General features: G+C 44.3%; 17 protein-coding genes. 13 read left to right on the top strand and 4 right to left on the bottom strand.

Annotated features, from left to right (window positions below):
- The first annotated feature begins 1 nt into the window (after position 1).
- The 5 genes from ppnN (at position 2) to ACX5J7_RS07665 (ending at position 5453) form a co-directional block, all read left to right on the top strand.
- Complete coding sequence (ppnN, locus tag ACX5J7_RS07685) at positions 2–1366, top strand: nucleotide 5'-monophosphate nucleosidase PpnN (RefSeq protein ID WP_474376112.1); 1365 nt, start codon at positions 2–4, stop codon at positions 1364–1366.
- Between the two features lie 175 nt (positions 1367–1541).
- Entirely contained in the window at positions 1542–1916 is a 375-nt protein-coding gene (locus ACX5J7_RS07680; protein ID WP_012517477.1) for a DUF3192 domain-containing protein, read from the top strand.
- A gap of 11 nt (positions 1917–1927) precedes the next feature.
- Entirely contained in the window at positions 1928–3538 is a 1611-nt protein-coding gene (locus ACX5J7_RS07675) for a histidine kinase (RefSeq protein ID WP_498706701.1), read from the top strand.
- Positions 3539–3786: 248 nt separating this feature from the next.
- Positions 3787–4794, top strand: a complete 1008-nt coding sequence (locus ACX5J7_RS07670; protein ID WP_012517475.1) for an isocitrate dehydrogenase — start codon at positions 3787–3789, stop codon at positions 4792–4794.
- Between the two features lie 386 nt (positions 4795–5180).
- Positions 5181–5453: a ComEA family DNA-binding protein gene (locus tag ACX5J7_RS07665; protein WP_498706698.1), complete on the top strand. Its 273-nt coding sequence runs from the start codon at positions 5181–5183 to the stop codon at positions 5451–5453.
- Positions 5454–5575: 122 nt separating this feature from the next.
- Here ACX5J7_RS07665 and galU read toward each other — a convergent pair whose 3' ends face one another.
- The 4 genes from galU to wecA all read right to left on the bottom strand — a co-directional run bounded on the left by galU (position 5576) and on the right by wecA (position 9693).
- Entirely contained in the window at positions 5576–6466 is an 891-nt protein-coding gene (gene galU, locus ACX5J7_RS07660) for a UTP--glucose-1-phosphate uridylyltransferase GalU (protein WP_012517473.1), read from the bottom strand.
- A 290-nt stretch (positions 6467–6756) separates the two neighbouring features.
- Entirely contained in the window at positions 6757–7635 is an 879-nt protein-coding gene (locus tag ACX5J7_RS07655) for a glycosyltransferase family 2 protein (RefSeq protein WP_474376114.1), read from the bottom strand.
- Positions 7632–8519: a glycosyltransferase gene (locus ACX5J7_RS07650; protein ID WP_474376115.1), complete on the bottom strand. Its 888-nt coding sequence runs from the start codon at positions 8517–8519 to the stop codon at positions 7632–7634. The genes ACX5J7_RS07655 and ACX5J7_RS07650 overlap by 4 nt, the downstream gene beginning before the upstream one ends.
- 112 nt (positions 8520–8631) lie before the next feature.
- A complete protein-coding gene (gene wecA / locus ACX5J7_RS07645; protein ID WP_015066387.1) occupies positions 8632–9693 on the bottom strand; it encodes a UDP-N-acetylglucosamine--undecaprenyl-phosphate N-acetylglucosaminephosphotransferase in 1062 nt (353 codons plus the stop codon).
- Positions 9694–10186: 493 nt separating this feature from the next.
- Here wecA and ACX5J7_RS07640 point away from each other — a divergent pair, with 493 nt between their 5' ends.
- From ACX5J7_RS07640 to galE, 8 genes are all read left to right on the top strand, one after another.
- Complete coding sequence (locus ACX5J7_RS07640) at positions 10187–10585, top strand: hypothetical protein (protein WP_015066386.1); 399 nt, start codon at positions 10187–10189, stop codon at positions 10583–10585.
- A 4-nt stretch (positions 10586–10589) separates the two neighbouring features.
- Positions 10590–12419 carry a polysaccharide biosynthesis/export family protein gene (locus tag ACX5J7_RS07635; protein WP_474376116.1) on the top strand — a complete coding sequence of 610 codons (1830 nt, stop codon included), beginning with the start codon at positions 10590–10592 and terminating at the stop codon, positions 12417–12419.
- 2 nt (positions 12420–12421) lie between these two features.
- On the top strand, positions 12422–13201 hold the full coding sequence (locus ACX5J7_RS07630; RefSeq protein ID WP_012517467.1) for an ABC transporter permease: 780 nt from the start codon (positions 12422–12424) through the stop codon (positions 13199–13201).
- The gene (locus ACX5J7_RS07625; RefSeq protein WP_012517466.1) at positions 13198–13872 is read left to right on the top strand and encodes an ABC transporter ATP-binding protein; all 675 of its coding nucleotides are present in this window, start codon (positions 13198–13200) and stop codon (positions 13870–13872) included. The genes ACX5J7_RS07630 and ACX5J7_RS07625 overlap by 4 nt, the downstream gene beginning before the upstream one ends.
- A gap of 11 nt (positions 13873–13883) precedes the next feature.
- On the top strand, positions 13884–15002 hold the full coding sequence (locus tag ACX5J7_RS07620; RefSeq protein ID WP_474376117.1) for a KpsE/RkpR family capsule polysaccharide export protein: 1119 nt from the start codon (positions 13884–13886) through the stop codon (positions 15000–15002).
- Between the two features lie 220 nt (positions 15003–15222).
- Positions 15223–16743 (top strand): peptide MFS transporter, encoded by a 1521-nt coding sequence (locus tag ACX5J7_RS07615; protein WP_012517464.1) that lies wholly within the window; start codon positions 15223–15225, stop codon positions 16741–16743.
- A gap of 99 nt (positions 16744–16842) precedes the next feature.
- Positions 16843–17145: a DUF6170 family protein gene (locus tag ACX5J7_RS07610; RefSeq protein WP_012517463.1), complete on the top strand. Its 303-nt coding sequence runs from the start codon at positions 16843–16845 to the stop codon at positions 17143–17145.
- Complete coding sequence (galE, locus tag ACX5J7_RS07605; protein WP_474376118.1) at positions 17142–18164, top strand: UDP-glucose 4-epimerase GalE; 1023 nt, start codon at positions 17142–17144, stop codon at positions 18162–18164. The genes ACX5J7_RS07610 and galE overlap by 4 nt, the downstream gene beginning before the upstream one ends.
- Positions 18165–18200 lie beyond the last annotated feature (36 nt).

The following is an 18200-nucleotide window of genomic DNA, read 5'->3' as shown; positions in this document are numbered from 1 at the left end:
TATGAAGAAAGTGCAGCTAAACCCCGTTGGCTGGATGAGCCAGCTATCTCAAGTCGAAGTCGCCCGTCTTCAGGATGCTACAAATAGTGAGCTCTTTGCTATGTTTAGAAACTGCTGTCTGGCGGTTTTAAACAGCGGCGTTGACGAAGATAATTTCGAAGCCCTTTTTGCGCCTTATGAAAACTTTGAAATAAAGCTTGTTCGTCGAGAGCGAGGGGTTAAGATTGAATTAGTTAACCCACCTGAAGTGGCTTTTGTAGATGACACGTTAGTACGCGGCGTGCACGAGCACTTATTTGCCGTACTTCGCGATTTGCTTTACATGGGTAACAAGTATGCGTTTCTTCACCAAACTGCACCAGCGGAAGGGAGTGAAATTACCGATATGGTTTTTGACATGCTTCGCCATGCAAAAGCCTTAGAGGGCAATGATGGAGTAAATACCGTTGTATGCTGGGGTGGCCACTCGATAAACCAAGTTGAGTATAAGTACACCAAAGAAGTGGGCTATCAACTAGGCCTTCGCGACATGAATATTTGCACCGGATGCGGACCTGGCGCGATGAAGGGGCCAATGAAAGGAGCAACTATTGGCCATGCGAAACAGCGTCATAAATCAGGTCGCTACATTGGTATTTCTGAACCAAGTATTATAGCCGCAGAACCCCCCAATGCTATCGTCAATGAACTGATCATCATGCCGGATATAGAAAAGCGTTTAGAAACCTTTGTTCGCTTAGGTCACGGTATCGTTGTTTTTCCTGGTGGTGTTGGTACAGCCGAAGAGCTGCTGTACTTGCTCGGTATATTGATGAACGAGCGCAACGCTCAGCAGCCGTTTCCTTTTATTTTAACTGGGCCAGCGGGAAGCGAGGAATATTTCGAAGCCATTGATGCGTTTGTTGGCGCGACATTAGGTGCAGAAGCACAATCGAAGTACCAAATTATTATCGACGATCCTGAGGAAGTGGCGCGAACCATGAGGCTTCAACTTGAAAAAGTTAAGAAGTTCAGAGGCGCGATGGGTGATGCATTTAGTTTTAACTGGTCATTAAAAGTTGAGCAAGACTTTCAACAGCCGTTTATTCCTACACATGAGAGTATGGCCGCTTTGCAACTTCACCATGACCAAAGCAAAAGCGATCTTGCCGCCAATTTACGTAAAGCGTTTTCAGGCATAGTGGCGGGAAATGTGAAGGCAGAGGGCATCGCCCAAATTAAAGCACACGGCCCCTTTGAGCTCACCGGTAATAGTGCACTTATGCAGAAAGTTGATACTTTGCTAGAGTCATTTGTAAAACAGCATAGAATGAAGCTTCCCGGAACGGCATACGAGCCCTGTTATGTAGTAAACAATAGCCGGTAGGCAAAAACTCGAGGAAGCATTTGCTTACGTTTACTACGTATGTTTAATAGCTATTTTGCGGTACACTGTCTCAGAGTATTGTTTAACGAATGAATGTCATGCGCAACGCGTCACCTTGTTTTGGGCCTGTGATTAGCACTAACATTCGAGTACAGAGAAACGAGAAGTAACGGTCATGAATACCAAGGTCATTCGCCTAATTTTAGCTGGCGTCGCGTTATACGCGGTGTTTGTTTTTATGGTTATCGCTTTTTACCCCGATAAACCAGAAAATATGGACTGGAAAGACCGTGAAGAATACAACCGCGTTCAAATTACTAAATTAAAATTAGGCAGTACACGAGAAGAGGTGCTTGCGCTTCTTGGCTCGCCTGATATTACCGAGGCCAAACGACAGGGGTCAATGGCTATTCAAGTCATGTTTTTCAGAACCCAGCACGTTCGAGCCGACGGTTTGACTACACAGGACGAATGTACCCCACTCTTATTTGAAAATGACAAGCTAATTGCATGGGGTGAAGGGGCCTACTCCAGTTATCAAAAAAGTTAAAAGGATTGGGAGTGACTAACATCATTTCCACGCTCAAGCGATTGGTGCACCAGGGCGATGAGACACTGTCTGTCGAGCAGCGCATCAATTTTTGGCTTAAAAATGCCAAGCGAGTACTGACGCTGGTTAACGCCAACCCTGCTATTGCTAGTGCCAGTTTACACATTGATAATGACCTTCCCAAAGACACACATCAACTTTTGTTATTAGCGTTGTTTGGCAAACTGTGTCGCTTTAACGATCATTATTTACAGCATATTCTCGCTTCATTGCTTGCTACCCTATGGTTATCTGATAAAGAGACGACACGAGAGCAAACCGCTGCCGTAATTCGTTTTTTGCGCAATCACAACCTCTCTGTTTGGTTAGATACCCTACGTTTACAGAAAGCCTTTCAGGCTAATAAGCAAATAAACTATGTAGCAGATAGCAGGCTGAATATGGCACAGCGGCTTTGTCTTCTCGCTGGGATATTCGCAAATAGACCAAACAAAGTGGGTTACCAAACGCTATTCTCGCAGGTTGCGGTGCGCTTGCCCGCAAATGACAGGCATTATCTTGCTGCTTTGATTGCTTTGTTTGAGCGTACGTTACCCGGAGCAAAAATATACGCCAATGGTGCTCCTGGCGCATTGATAGATATACAGCAAAACCATGGTTTTGTATTTATGCCAAGCAGCGAGAATGAAGATGGTAAATGGTTACCGCTATCATCCATACATTCCCCCGACGCAATGTCTATGCCCTTTGAGCACTTTATTGCGTTATATACCGACACAGCACAAGCTAGGGTAAACCAAGGGGGCACGCCTTTTTTACCCTCTAACTATGCAATCCAGCATCCGCCCAACGCGCTGTTATCGATAGTTGATGCACTTCAAAAATCTGAAGTAGATATCCCTGAACTCTGCGAAAAAATTGAGCAAGTCCCCACGTTCAATCAGTTTTTAATGCAAACGGCCAGTCAGGATAATCGACTGCAGCTGCCGGTCAAGAGTATAAAACAAGCAGTATTAACCTACGGTATCGAACGCGTTGGCGATATGCTTATACAGTTCGCTTTAATGGAGCGGTTAACGCAGAATCAATATCCGCTGCTGGCTATGTGCAAGCAATTTACCCTGCTTGCGTGCGCATTTGCTAGCCACTTTGCCCAAACAACGAATACTAAATTTTCGCCCCAGTCGGCAGCGTTAACCATGACATTTGTTTGTGCGCCTCTGTTTACCTTACCCGGCTTCAAAGTATCTAAGACACTTCCCGTTAGTGGCGCTAGCGCTGTATCTATCAATAAAGCCTTTAAAGTAAAGTCTGACACGCCTTGGCTTGCCATTGCATCTGAACTTGCCGGAAGCTGGCATCAAAGTTCAACGTGGCGCGCCGTTATTCATCAATGCAGTAAAGCAAGTAGTGAGGTACCGAAATCGCTACAAAAAGAGCAGGCCATCGTTTCATTAAGTTTTGCGTTAGCAAAAGCGTGCTTGTTTACGCAAGACGCCTATTCTTTGCTGCACAATATTAGCGTTAAATCCATTTTAAATATCTTACACATAGATCAAGATGACGTGCTGCAAGCGTTAGACGCAAATGGTCAATTACTCTTTTGCCCGCGTGCTTTATAGCGCGCAATATGCTTTGACAACATCACCCCACCCTAGTTTTTCACGGTAACGCCTTAATTTATCTTTACGAATGGCTATAACTTGCGCCGGCTATCGTATAAAATACGGCAACTTTTGCAGTGCTTAACTCTTTTCCCTACAATTTCCATTATAATAAGTAAGCAAGCAGAATTTGGCACTTTACGCGTCATATAAAATTGAATAAACCTAACGATTTTGATAACAGAATTACCAGAGGATCCCTCCACATGACTCAGCAACGTATTACAGTCATCCGCGGTGACGGCATTGGCCCGGACATTATCGATGCAACCACAAAAATTCTAGATAAGGTTGGCTGTGACTTTGCCTATGACTATGCCGACGCTGGTTTAGTCGCACTGGAAGAACATGGCGAGCTTCTACCTCAAGAGACACTAGACCTAATCGCAAAAAACAAAGTTGCGCTTAAAGGCCCGTTAACTACGCCTGTTGGTGAAGGTTTTACCTCAATCAATGTTAGTCTTCGCAAACAGTTCAAACTGTACGCAAACCTTCGCCCTGTAATGTCTTTTAAAGGCACAAAAGCACGCTACGAAGACATTGATATCATTACCGTTCGTGAAAACACGCAAGGTATGTACTCTGGCTTAGGTCAAGTGGTATCAGAAGACGGTAACGAAGCTGAAGCGATGAGTAAAATCACGCGCGACGGCGCTGAAAAAATTGTGACTTTTGCTTACGAACTAGCCCGTCGTGAAGGCCGTAAGAAAGTGACTGCGGTTCATAAAGCTAACATTCTTAAGTCAACCTCAGGCCTGTTCCTTAAAGTTGCCCGCGAAGTTGGCGAGCGTTACCCAGATATCGAATCGGCTGAAATGATTGTTGATAACTGCTGTATGCAGCTTGTTATGAACCCGCACCAGTTCGACGTTATCGTAACGACTAACCTTTTCGGTGACATCCTATCTGATCTATGTGCTGGTCTTGTCGGTGGTCTTGGTATGGCCCCTGGAGCAAACATTGGTGAAGACTGCGCTATTTTTGAAGCAGTGCATGGCTCAGCCCCCGATATTGCAGGCAAAAACCTAGCTAACCCAACGTCAGTAGTTCTAGCTGCAGCGCAAATGCTTGAATACCTGAACATGGGTGACAAAGCAGAGAAGATCCGTGCAGCTCTTAAAGACGTTATTGAATCAGGCGACCGTACGACACGCGACTTGGGTGGCGAAGCTGGTACCACTGAATTCACACAGGCACTTCTAGACCGCCTATAAGGTGCAAAGCGTTTACGCGGTTTAAGCGCTATAACGACGAAAACGGGCTTACTAGCCCGTTTTTTTGTCTAGAACTTATGGCTTAATACCCATGACCATTTAAATGCCCAAAAAGGCTAACGTCACTTAGAAAACTGTACTAAAACTGGACTACCGCTTTTCTCATTCCCACTTATCATTTCCATTGTACCCATTAAAGCGTGCTGAGCTGCCTAACTACCGGTTCTGTCAAAGTCATCAGAACGGTAAATATACACAGCTAATTTATGCGGGCCGTCGGTCATGACATTCAGCGCCCTTTATGTACATAACGCAAACAGAAAGATGCTAAAACATACCGACAACAACGGGCATAAACGTTTTAGCGCAACATACAAGGAAAGATGATGAGAAAGTTAGTTTCAGGTTTACTCGTACTATCGGCGTTAGCCATCCAAACACCCGTCGTTAACGCGCAAGAGTCTAGCGATGCGAGCAATGCGATTAGTGCAAATTTGCCTCAACAGCAGCGTATCGATTTAAATACGGCTACTGTCGAGCAACTTGTTACATTGCCCGGAGTGGGACAGTCTAAAGCAAAGGCCATTATCAAATATCGTGAAGAAGTTGGCCCTTTTTTAGAAGTCGCACAGCTTACACAAAGTAAGGGGCATTGGTGAGAAAATGCTAAGCAAAATTGAAAGCTATGTTCTGGTAAAGTAGCAGGGCTAGTACCCCCACCCATAAAAAATGCGCCTCTCGGGCGCATTTTTCTTAAGCTGATAACTAGCTTACTATATTATTAAAGTACTGTAGCTAAGTATTCTTTAAACTCATCGCCTAAAGATGGGTGACGAAGTGCGTACTCTACGTTTGCCTTCATATAGCCTAGTTTACTACCGCAGTCGTGGCTCTTGCCTTTCATGTAGTAAGCATCCACTTGCTCAAGCTTCATTAGCGCATCAATGGCATCAGTAAGCTGAACTTCACCACCAGCACCAGGAGGAGTAAATTCTAGCAGATCCCAAATCTTTTCAGAAAGCACGTATCTGCCCACTACAGCTAGATCTGACGGGGCTTCATCACGAGGTGGCTTTTCTACCATTTTATGAATTTTAGCAGAATCGCCTGGCGCAATTGCGGCACCATCTAAATCAGCGATACCAAATTTAGAGATATCTTCATCCGGTACTTGCTCAACCATAACCTGACTTACGCGACTTGTGTTAAACTTCGCCACCATGTCTGCAAGGTTATCTTTTTTAGGGTCGCTGGCAACATCGTCAATAATTACGTCAGGAAGAACCACCGCAAAAGGCGCATCACCAATAAGAGGACGGGCGCACAACACGGCATGACCCAAGCCATTCGCCACACCTTGACGAATATGCATAATGGTTACGTCTTTCGGGCAAATTGACTGAACTTCTTCTAAAAGCTGACGCTTAACACGCTTTTCTAGCGTTGCTTCAAGTTCAAAAGACGTATCGAAATGGTTTTCAATGCTGTTCTTACTTGCGTGAGTAACGAGAATGATTTCTTTTAGTCCTGCAGCGACACATTCACTAACTACATATTGAATTAGCGGCTTATCGACAACTGGCAGCATTTCCTTAGGAATAGCTTTCGTTGCGGGAAGCATACGCGTCCCAAGACCTGCAACAGGGATTACCGCTTTTTTAACCTGACTCATAGTTAATATCCTTTTTTAAAATCCTAAATTCACGCTCAAGCCGACACTCCATTATCGAAGTATTTCTTAAGCAAAAACATATTTGCATCTGTTAGTACGAGTAATGCAATCGATGTTCCAATTACCTTTTTAGAGCGTTAATGTATTAAAAACGGGCAAAGCCGTCTAAATCCTAGTTTTAAAGCACTAATATTGGGATAAATAATATCTAATGCACCAATTTAGTGAAAGTGCATAGCGCACAATTTTCACGTTAGGTCTGCAACTTTTTGCAAAAGTGTTGCTTTTAGCTAACGCTGTTTACCCTTACCTTTAACGCCTAATGGGCCAGTTCGATGCAGAAAACCGTCTTTAATACCTTCACGCATGAAACGCCCGCGCTCTTTACCCTGCGTAAAGCAATAACGGTTTACAATATACCGAAGTGGTATTGCACAAACATGACGAACTTTCCAATAAAGCGGTACATAGCGCCGACGAGCTAAAATAAGTACGTTGCGAAATTGGTAATAAAGTCGTACGGGCGCGCCCTGTTTAAAGGTCACGCCGCATACTTTTACTCTGTCGTCCCCCTGCCGATGAGGCATACATGCACTGAGCGATTGATAGATTACCATTCCTTTCGCTCTTGCACGCCAACACCACTCGTGGTCAACGCCGTCGATAAAAAGCGTACTTTCTTTTCCACCCACTTTGTTGAAGGCATAGCGAGAAATTAACATACCAGAGGCTATGATTTGCTTTACTTCTTTCAGCGTATTAGAAACTTGCTTTCCTTTTTGCAGTACGCCCTTGTCAACACACTCAGAAAATTGGCAGTAGATAGAAGGGCCAATAGCGGCAATGGAATGCTCTTTTTCAAGTTGGAGAAATTGCCTCAGCAGTTCGTGGGCAATGTCAGGAGAAAACAAGCTATCTTGATCGAGCAAAAACGCATGCTCGACATCATTATCAAAAAGCCTCTTTAAGCCGATATTTTGCGCTTGCGCTATGCCTACGTTGCTTGAGCAATGAATGTAAGTAACATTGCGAGAGGCTGAGTACTGCGTTCGCTCAAACGAGTTATCAACTAATACTATATTCCACTCAGGCGCCGTAAACGCATTAATGAGGGCATTTACGTGCTCAACATCTGGGTTAAATAATATTACGACAACGCCAGTAGTCAATGCTTACCAAACCTCTCTAACAAATGCCTATCAAGCTTGTAGGCTAATTTAACGATTTTACCCGGCATTAGACGCAATGAAAGTACGCCACAAGCATAGAAAAAGTTATAGGGGGAAAATTGCTTTAGCTTGGTAATAGCGTACACGCGAGCTTTAAACTCGTTTAAAGACTTACTTAGGCCGCGGCGCTTATAAAAGTTGTTTACGCGTCTGAACTTTAACAACCTATCTTTAAGGTTTCTAAATATATATCCCTTCGACGCGAGCGTGATCCAAAAAAAGTAATCTTGCGTGTTGAGTAGGTCCCCGTTATAGCGATGACCATCGTTGAAAACGTTATAGCGAATAACTACGGTAGGATGGTTAAGTGAGCACCTGCGTGGAAGAATACGCACGATTTGTTTGTGAGACGCTGGCATAACTCGTGCCCCTACCTTGAACCCACTTTCATTTATTTCCGTTAGAGCTGACCCCAGCACAGATATATTGCTATGCCTTTTGAGGTAGGTTATTTGGCGTAATAGCCTGTGTTCTTCTGATATATCATCAGCGTCCATTCTTACAAAAAAAGTAGGTTTGAACTGCATAGAAAAATCGATCACAGCATTCATACAACTTGCTAAACCAATGTTATGGCTGTTTTGCGCAAGAATTATTCTGTCGTCACGCTTTACTGCATCATTGAGCACCCCTGAAATGGCTTGTGGTACCGGGCCATCAATGACGATAACAAATAAGAAATTGGTATAGGTTTGTTTTGTAATACTGTCTATCGCTTCACGAAGCCATTTTGCATTGTCAGCTTGATAAACCGCCATCGCAACAATCGATTCAACATGCTGTTTTTTGTTTTTATCGTGAAGAATAGAGAATTGATTTATCAAGAGTTTTTACCAGAAAAATAAGTAACAAAGAAAATAAAAGCGCTCATAAGTGCGCTTTTATTGGTCGGTATGTTACAGAGATTTTATGCAGCCTGCTATGGTTTTACTTAAACTATGATGTTAAGCGCTTAACGAAGCGCAATACACTCCATATATGCTGAATGACTAGGCTGTAAATAACGAGTAAGCCCATAAAGCCCCAGAACATTACGGCCTCTGGCACCTGATAAACCTCGCCGAGGATACCAATCAGGCAATAGCACGCACCTAAGCATAGGATGGCGACCAACGACTTTCTGCTACTTAGCCCAGCGCGCATAAAGATATTGTGAAGGTGTTGTCTATCGGGCTTTAGCATAGACTGCCCCTTGCGCGCGCGACGATACATGATAGCAGCCATATCCATAAGAGGGAGACCCACTAGCCATACCGCAGTAATAGGCCTGAACGCTGCCGTCTCACCTTGCGTGTGGTCAACAAGCAGCCAAACGATGGTCAAGCCTACAAACATACTTCCCGCATCGCCCATGAATATTTTATTACCTTTAAAGCCTTTCCAACTTAAGTTGAAAGCAAGAAAGGGAACGATAGCCGCTACTATAATCAGTGGCTCCATAACCGATGCGCCGTGGCCCGTAAACGTTAAAAAGCCAGCAACAGTGAGCAATATCACTAAACTCATTCCGCCGGCTAGGCCGTCAATACCATCAATCATATTGAACGCATTGATAACGCCCACAACGCAAATAATAGTGAAAAAGTAGCCGCCTAGGTCAAGCATTACCTCGCCTGTACCAAAGATATTGCCTAATGATGTAATGTAATTCTGTGCACTCCACGCCATAATAGCAGCCACACCGAACTGACACATTAAGCGCCCTTTGGCACTTAAATCAAAACGGTCGTCCAACATGCCAAGTAGCACAATAAAAGCAGAAGCTGTGAAAAACAGCGGGTTATTTTTCATCCATACATCAGTGGCAACACTGGCAACAAGGACTGCCATAAAAATCGCAACACCGCCGGTTAATGGAACGATTCCGGCATGGCGTTTTCGCGCTGAAGGCTGGTCAACGAGACCAAACTGATGCGCCAATGGGGTCATCACCACTAACAGAATGAGGGCAACAAAAAATGCAGTAAAAAGCGGGACGAACTGCAAATACGCTAGCATAAAACACACAACCTCTCGTCACCAGCTAGAGAAACGTTTCTCGCTTCTTTGATAGCCAGTGCACATACAAACTTGGTAAACAAACTAAATGTCGCTTCCATTTTTTTACAACTTCCATTTTTTCCAGCGCGATGAGGGCTTTTTAATATGAATATGCGGATAGAAAACCCCGATATAATATAAAACATTCGTTTAAGTAACCACCCTAATCGCAAAAATAACATGTTAAAACCCATCTTGTAATAGAGAAGCCGGCAAAATAACTTAGATAACCCGTTAAACCGCACCGTGATGTTAACAATCTTAGAAGTTATAACGACTCACAACTCTCTTTATTCCTTTCTTTGATAACATTTGTTTTCATTTTTGAACTTGCTGCGCTGCTCACTGTCAATCAGATGGCTCAAACGACACTGCTAGCGCGATAGCAAACATGCTTTTTTTAAAACTTATGTTATCCTAGCGCGAAATTGCTATATGGATATGAAAGCTAATGTTCAAACAATTCACACGATTAATTTTGCCATTCGCGCTGACGATAAGCGCAGCTGGGTGCACAAACTCACCTACAGTTACCAAAGCTGACATACCCCTGGTGCATTCTTCACTTGCTTATTCTCTTGCACCAGATAAAGAGCTTGCAATAAATATTCCAAAAGCCAATATTTATCACGATACCAAAGAATCGTTTTCAATACGCTTTAACGGCTACGATTATAAAGCAATAAAGCATTATATTTCGGCAACTGGGAATAAATGTATCCGGTTTTCTTTACAAGACGGTGAAACCACACCTTCAGGCGCGCAGCGCAAAGTAACGACCTGTCAACGTGATGGCCAATGGCGAGTCATCTCACCTTTGGTCGCCTCTGCAACAGCGCAAGGTGAATAATTCAATGAAGTTTATGAACATCAAAAACTCTTTTAAGGCGCTAACTTTCGCCGCTTATGCAGTGGCTGTTTGCAGTGCATTTATTAACACTGCGTCTGCGCAAAGCGTTGAGCAATTACAGCAATTAAGAGAGCGAGCACAGCAATCGCAAAGCGGTGCAGCTACTCCGTCGGTCTCTCCTTTAAGCATTTCAACCCAGCGTACGTTGCCCGGTGCATCGACTTCAGCCAATACGATGGGTCAGTTTTCTACGCAGCCTAGAAACGGAGTAAACCTGCCAGGCGAACCCACTATCGATACAGTTTTTCCAGCGCAAGCGCCTATGGAAAACCCGCCTTTTGCGGCTAACTTATTTATCGGTGGCTTCGAGTCTGAGCGCAGCTCGGGATTAAACGACAATTACTTGATTGCCCCTGGCGATAAAATCTCAATTTGGCTTTGGGGTGCAGTAAACTTTTCAGATGTTGTTACCGTGGATAATCAAGGTAACATTTTTATTCCCAATATTGGTCCTATACGCATAGCAAATACACCCGCAGGCAGCGTAAACCAAACTGTAACCGGCAAAATCCGCCAAGTTTACACCAACGACGTCAATGTTTACGTAAACCTTTTAACGTCAACACCGGTATCGCTTTACGTATCAGGCCCAGTGCTAAGACCTGGTCAATACGCAGGCCTAGCTTCAGATAGCGTTTTGTACTATTTAAAGCGCGCTGGCGGAATTGACTTTCAACGGGGTAGTTTTAGACAAATTGACATTGTACGAAACGGCAAAGTCGTGGCCTCAGCAGATTTGTACGCCTTTTTTAGAAGCGGAAAGCTGCCTGAGATTTCTTTTAAGGACGGCGATACCATTTTAGTGCACCCTATTGGCAACACTATTGTGGTTGAAACCGGCGCGCGAAATAGTTTTACTTTCGAGTTTTTAAACGAAGAGCTTAACGGTGGTGTAGTTAATTACTTTGCACGCCCTGGTGAGTTTGCTTCTCATGCTTCGGTTTCAGGAATTCGCTACAATAAGCAATTTGCACGCTACGTAAGCGTGGAAGAGTTTGCGTCGCTTAAGCTGAGCGCCGGCGACACTGTTGAGTATATTGCCGATCACGAACCTCAAATTTACCGCATTAATGTAGCAGGTGCTTTCGCGGGGGCCTCTCAAGTAATGGTGGATAAAGGCGCGAGACTCATTGATGTACTCGACCACATCGAAGCTGATACCACCCTTTCTGATACACAAAATATCTACCTTTTAAGAGAAAGCGTAGCGGTAAAACAAAAAGAGATTATCGAAGAAGGCTTACAACGCCTAGAGCGAAGCATGTACACGGCGCCAATTAGTTCAACTGGTGAAGGGGCGATTCGCGCCCAAGAAGCACAACTTGTGGCTGACTTTATTACCCGCGCACGACAAGTTGAGCCTCAAGGCAGAGTGGTGGTATCTGAAAATGGCGAGATTGCTAACATTCTTCTTGAGCCTAATGACACGATCGTTATTCCAGAAGTCACCGACCTGATACACGTTGGCGGAGAAGTACTGCTTCCGCAGTCTGTCGTGTTTAACCCAGATGCAACCACAGAAGACTACGTTGCATGGGCTGGTGGCTTTACCGAGCGGGCTGAAGATGAACGTATTCTTATCGTTCGTAAAAACGGTAACGTTACCTTTACTAGCGTGAACGATTCATTCTTATCAAGCAATGATAGTAAACTTGAGCCTGGCGATCAGATCATTGTGTTACCTGCTATCGATACGAAGATTTTGCAAGCGGTTAAAGACATTACCCAAATCGTTTATCAAATTGCGATTGCCGCTAACGTAGCTACTGATTAAACATGGTAACCTTTAAAGACCAGCTATATGCATGGAGAGGCGTGATTTTCGCGCTTTTCCTGCGTGAGCTTCAAAGTAAATTCAACGATAAGTTTGGGCTTGGCTGGGCTTTTTTAGAGCCTTTTGCCTTCATTTTCGCACTGTCGTATCTTAGAGGGTTAATAAGCGGTGATGACATCCACTCCATCCCCCTTTTTCTCTTTATGATGATTGGTATGGTGGGGCTTCAGTCCTTAACTACCTGTCTACAGTCCGTATCGACGTCGGTCCGTCGGAATAAACCTCTTTATGCGTTTAGGCAAGTACAGCCCATATCAGCGGTACTTACTGCCGGCTTTTTAGAGTTTTCAATCAAGGTTGTCGTTGTAGCACTGTTGAGCCTTGCGTTATATCTTATGGGCGAGACCTTTGAAGTTAATGACCCTCTACTTTTAATTTCGTTATTTCTTTTACTTTGGGTATTTTCCATATCTATCGGGCTTATTTTTGCCATTGCAGCAGCGTTTGTACCTGAAGTGGATAAAATTAAATCCATGCTTACAAGACCTTTGATGTTCATATCCTGTGTATTCTTCAGCCTTCAAGATTTACCAGAGGAGTACTGGCCTTATTTGACATGGAACCCGCTGGTCCACTTTAACGAACTGGCCCGTTATGCCTGCTTTGAGTCGTATGGTACTAAGGGCGTGTCGTTAAACTTTCTTATTGAAATTACAATCGTTTTCCTTTTCCTAAGCCTTTCGATGTACCACATCACCTGGAAGAAGGTGTTATCTCGATGATTAGAATTGAGAATTTAACCAAGAGCTACCCCAGTAAAATGGGGCCTCAATATATTTTTAAAAATCTAAACTTTGATTTCCCTACGGAAAACAATGTCGCCATTTTAGGTAAGAACGGGGCGGGTAAATCCACCCTTTTTCGCATGCTTGCGAAAAGCGAATACCCCGATAGAGGCCGAGTTTTAACCAACAAATCTATGTCGTGGCCGGTTGCGCTTCAAACTGGCGTACATCCGCAGATGACAGGGCGTGAAAACACCCGCTTTGTTGGCCGAATTAATAATGTGGCTTCACTCCCCGAATATGAAGAAAAAGTGCAGGAGTTTGCAGAGTTAGGCAAACGCTTTGATCTACCTGTGCGCACTTATTCCTCAGGTATGCGCGCAAAACTTGTTTTCGCATGCTGCATGAATATCAATTTCGATATTTACCTGATAGATGAAGCGACATCAGTTGGTGATCCGCTTTTCAGAAAAAAGGCTCGCTTGTCACTTAAAGAAAAAAGTGAACAGGCAGGGGTTATCATGGTGAGCCACGAACTCGATCAGATACGAGAGTTCTGCACTTCAGCCGTCATCATTGATGATGGCAATCTCACTTATTATCACGATCTCGAAGAAGGCATCGACGTTTACACGCAGGATGCAGACAATAAGAAATCACTCAAATAGGTTCAATCACAGTGGAAAAATCTCTTACACAGCTCAATGCCCTTCTTAGCAAGAACAAAGCACTTATCCTTGTACTTCCTTGGGTACTCTATGCATTGTATCTTGTTCTATGGGCGGCACCTCAATACGAAAGCCATAGCCAACTTATCGTTAAATCAAGTGATGGAGGCAGCAGTTTCGATCCGTCGTCCTTGCTAATGGCCGCCGGTGTTTCTGGCGCTTCAGGTGGCACTGAAAGTCAACTTGTCGAAGCCTATATACAGTCTGCGGATATGATTAAGTACCTCGATGAAACCATTGGACTTAGAGAACACTACATGTCTGATAAAGCTGATATGTTTAGTGGCCTTTCGTCTTCGCATAAACAGGAAGATTTTTACAAGTTTTATCTCGACCATATTGAAGTGAGCGTAGATTCCGCGTCGTCTGTAATTAGCTTGCGTACTCGGGCTTTCGATGCTGAATATGCAAAAATCATAAACCAAGCGATTGTCGATAAAGCGGAAGAGTTCATCAACAACATCAATAACGATCTCGCTAAGTCAAAATTGACCTTTGCCAAAGGTGAACACGAAATTGTTGAGCAAAAGCTTCAACAGGCTAAGACCGAGATTTTAGGTTTTCAATCTCAATACAATGTACTTGATCCGTCTGCAGAAGGCGCAGCTTTTCAGCAAATCGCATTTTCTCTTCAAGCTACGCTTGCACAGAAAAAGGCCGAGCTAAGTACGATGTCAACCATGATGTCTAACGTGGCCCCTGAAGTGATAAACATCAAACGCGAAATTGCCGCACTTCAAAAAGAAGTAGAAAAGCAAAAAGAGCGAATTAGTACTGCAGAGGGGGAAAGTGAAGCCCTATCAGTAAGCGAATTGATGGCGCAATACAGCAACCTTCAGGTTCAATTACAGCTTGCTATACAAGCCTATTCGTCGTCATTAATCACCTTAGAGAATGCACGAGTAGAGGCGTATCAAAAGCTTCAGCACTTGGTAACGGTGGAGTCACCTACGCTGCCAGATGACAACGCTTATCCCACGGTTATTTATAACCTTGTTTTGTTCGGTGTTTCGCTACTGCTTATTTACGGTATTGTGCGAATTGTGGTTGCCACTATCCGCGAACTTTAGCACCTCACGTTAGTACCTTAATAGCGAAAAGGTCAATCGGCTACGTAGTTCAAGACTTAGCCGATTGACACTGCTTTAATGAAGTTTATCGCCCAAATCTTGTGTCTTGAAGCAAGCTCTAGTATAAGAAGCTATCCGCCTTACGGACTACTATCAAAGAGCCTATCCTATAAGCGCTCTACAATAACAACCATAAGCAATATGGAATTAAAATATAATTATGAAACCATCTAACGATACGAGCTTTTTTGGCCATCCAGGGGGCCTGAGAACGCTATTCTTTACCGAAATGTGGGAGCGCATGAGCTACTACGGCATGCGCGCGCTACTTGTTCTTTTTATGACTGCAAGCTTACAAACCCAAGGTTTGGGTTTTACTGTGGCAACAGCAGGGGCAATTTACGGTCTCTACACCGGTGCGGTATACTTTTTAGGGTTACCCGGCGGTTGGTTAGCTGACCGCTTAATTGGCGGGAAAAAGGCGGTGTGGTACGGCGGCATCATCATCTTCGCGGGCCACGTAGTGCTTGCCATTGACTTGCAAAACCTGTTCTTCGTGGGCCTTATTCTTGTAGCTTCAGGTACAGGGTTACTTAAACCCAATATTTCTGCCATGGTTGGTCAACAATACGGTGACGACGATGGACGCCGTGATAGTGGCTATGCTCTGTACTACATGGGTATCAACATTGGCTCACTTATCGCCTACCTTGTTACAGGCTACCTTCAGGAAAACTGGGGCTGGCACTATGCCTTTGGCGCAGCCGCTATTGGTATGGCGATCGGTCTTATTCAGTATTACTTTAGCAACCGCTCACTGTCACCAGACTCTGTTGCGCCGGCAAACCCATACCAAGGCGCAGCTAGACAGCGCGCGTGGATGGGCGTATATGGCGTTTTAGCCATTGCTGCTGCAGTAATTGTACTGGCACATATGGGCACCATTGTTATTGAACCAGTGGCACTTGCTCAGCAAGTCGCGGTGGTCTTTACTGTTATTTTCTTCCTTTACTTTGGGTTTATTTATTTCAAAGGCCAACTCAGTGATAACGAGAAAAAACGCATGTGGGCACTGTTTTTAGTGTGTGTTGCATCGGCGTGCTTCTGGTCTGGTTTTGAACAAGCAGGCTCTTCACTTAACCTATTTGCGCAAAACTATACTGATCGCGTTCTTGAAAGCGGGTCATTATTAACCTCATGGTTTGGGATGGACGCTATTCCAACCGTATGGTTCCAGCTCTCAAACTCGCTGTTTATTATCATTTTGTCGCCTTTTTTCGCTGCCCTTTGGATAAACCTAGCCAAGCGAATGATAGACCCGTCTTACACCATCAAATGTGCAGTGGGTATCGTTATTATGGCATCGGGCTTCTTGGTGATGTTTATGGCGTCGCAATACGCAGCTCAAGGCCTTAAAGTAGCGCCTATGTGGCTAGTTACGACTTACTTTCTACACACGGTTGGTGAGCTTTGCTTAAGCCCAGTTGCACTTAGTGCAGTAAGTAAACTGTCGCCGAAGCGTTTCGCAGGGCAAATGATGGGGGTATTCGTACTGACCTACTCTATTGGTAACATCATTGCTGGCCTGCTTTCAGGTAACTTCGACCCAGAGAAGGTAGAGCAAATGCCGGACCTGTATCTTCAAATTGCCTTGTTTAGCATCGCGATCGCTATAGTGATTGGCTTGATGAGCTTTAAATCTCGTTTCTGGGAAAAAGCAGGCATTGAAGAAAAAGCGTAATTTATTGTTAGCATGTTTTAAGTGCTAACCAATTCTTCTACAATAACCGCCGCAACGTTACGTTCCGGCGGTTTTTTATTAAGGGCTTTGAGTAAACCTATGAAGTTTTATTTTTCTACAAGAGACATTCCGGCCCTACAAGGCCTTTCACTTACTGAGCGGGTTAAACGTCTTGATGAAGCCTCAAAGCGACTTACTGTTCCCGAGAAAACCCTGCTAAACGTACTTAAATTGCTGGTTATTGTGCCCGTATTTGCGCTGATCCTACAAACCGCCTCAAATTGGACCTCGTTACTGTGGGCTTTTGTGGTATTTTTACTCTATCCGTTGGTTATAAAACCTATTCAATATTCCATAAGCGCGAAGTACATCGCGCAACCGTCTAGCAAGGAGAATGCATGAAAACCATCCTAGTCACTGGTGGTGCAGGCTACATCGGTAGTCACACGGTATTACAATTACTTGAACAAGATTATGGTGTTGTTGTTTTAGACAACCTCGCCAATGCAAGTGCAGAATCACTTCGCCGGGTAGAAGCATTAACGGGCAAGTCGGTAACTTTCGTTCAAGGCGACATCCGCGATACCGCCGTGCTTGATGATATTTTCAGTGAACACAGTATCTCAGCGGTCATTCACTTCGCCGGGTTGAAAGCCGTGGGTGAATCGGTACAAAAGCCGCTTTCCTACTACGAAAACAACGTGTACGGTACGCTTACGCTATGTAAAGAAATGCAAAAGCATAACGTTAAGAACATTGTTTTTAGCTCTTCTGCGACAGTTTACGGCGACCCTGCATCGTTACCATTGCGCGAAGACATGGCAACCGGGCAACCAACGAACCCTTACGGTATGTCTAAATTAATGGTTGAGCACATGCTTAGCGATTTATATGCTTCAGACAATGAATGGAATATTGTGTTGCTTCGCTACTTCAACCCGGTAGGTGCCCATGAATCTGGACAAATTGGCGAAGATCCTAACGGCATTCCAAACAACTTGATGCCCTACATTTCACAGGTAGCCACAGGTAAGCTAGAGCAACTTAGCGTATTCGGTGATGATTACGATACCGTGGATGGCACCGGCGTTCGCGACTATATCCATGTAGTAGACTTGGCCAATGGTCACTTAAAAGCACTCGACCGCCTTAGCTTAAACATGGGGCTAGATAAATATAATCTAGGTACAGGCCAAGGCTATTCTGTAATCGAAATGGTTAAAGCCTTTGAGAAAGGCTCAGGTAAAACTATTCCATACAAAATTGCGCCTCGCAGAAGCGGCGATGTAGCGGCGTGTTATGCCGACCCGACGAAAGCGGCTACAGAACTTAGCTGGCATGCAGAAAAAGGGCTGGAAGACATGTGCGCCGATACGTGGAATTGGCAGTCACAAAACCCTATGGGCTACCCTAAAGACTAGTTTTTGAGCGACCAGATGTGCTCTTATGCACAAGAC

The sequence above is a fragment of the Alteromonas infernus genome (genome assembly GCF_902705815.1).
The sequence above is the reverse complement of the archived record's forward strand: the minus strand, read 5'-3'. Positions and strand labels throughout refer to the sequence as shown.

Coding starts and splice junctions, on each gene's coding strand:
- ACX5J7_RS07640 (WP_015066386.1), top strand. CDS start 10,187: ATGTTCAAACAATTCACACGATTAATTTTGCCATTCGCGCTGACGATA.
- ACX5J7_RS07615 (WP_012517464.1), top strand. CDS start 15,223: ATGAAACCATCTAACGATACGAGCTTTTTTGGCCATCCAGGGGGCCTG.
- ACX5J7_RS07670 (WP_012517475.1), top strand. CDS start 3,787: ATGACTCAGCAACGTATTACAGTCATCCGCGGTGACGGCATTGGCCCG.
- ACX5J7_RS07625 (WP_012517466.1), top strand. CDS start 13,198: ATGATTAGAATTGAGAATTTAACCAAGAGCTACCCCAGTAAAATGGGG.
- wecA (WP_015066387.1), bottom strand. CDS start 9,693: ATGCTAGCGTATTTGCAGTTCGTCCCGCTTTTTACTGCATTTTTTGTT.
- ACX5J7_RS07680 (WP_012517477.1), top strand. CDS start 1,542: ATGAATACCAAGGTCATTCGCCTAATTTTAGCTGGCGTCGCGTTATAC.
- ACX5J7_RS07635 (WP_474376116.1), top strand. CDS start 10,590: ATGAAGTTTATGAACATCAAAAACTCTTTTAAGGCGCTAACTTTCGCC.
- galU (WP_012517473.1), bottom strand. CDS start 6,466: ATGAGTCAGGTTAAAAAAGCGGTAATCCCTGTTGCAGGTCTTGGGACG.
- ACX5J7_RS07610 (WP_012517463.1), top strand. CDS start 16,843: ATGAAGTTTTATTTTTCTACAAGAGACATTCCGGCCCTACAAGGCCTT.
- ACX5J7_RS07630 (WP_012517467.1), top strand. CDS start 12,422: ATGGTAACCTTTAAAGACCAGCTATATGCATGGAGAGGCGTGATTTTC.
- ACX5J7_RS07665 (WP_498706698.1), top strand. CDS start 5,181: ATGAGAAAGTTAGTTTCAGGTTTACTCGTACTATCGGCGTTAGCCATC.
- ppnN (WP_474376112.1), top strand. CDS start 2: ATGAAGAAAGTGCAGCTAAACCCCGTTGGCTGGATGAGCCAGCTATCT.
- galE (WP_474376118.1), top strand. CDS start 17,142: ATGAAAACCATCCTAGTCACTGGTGGTGCAGGCTACATCGGTAGTCAC.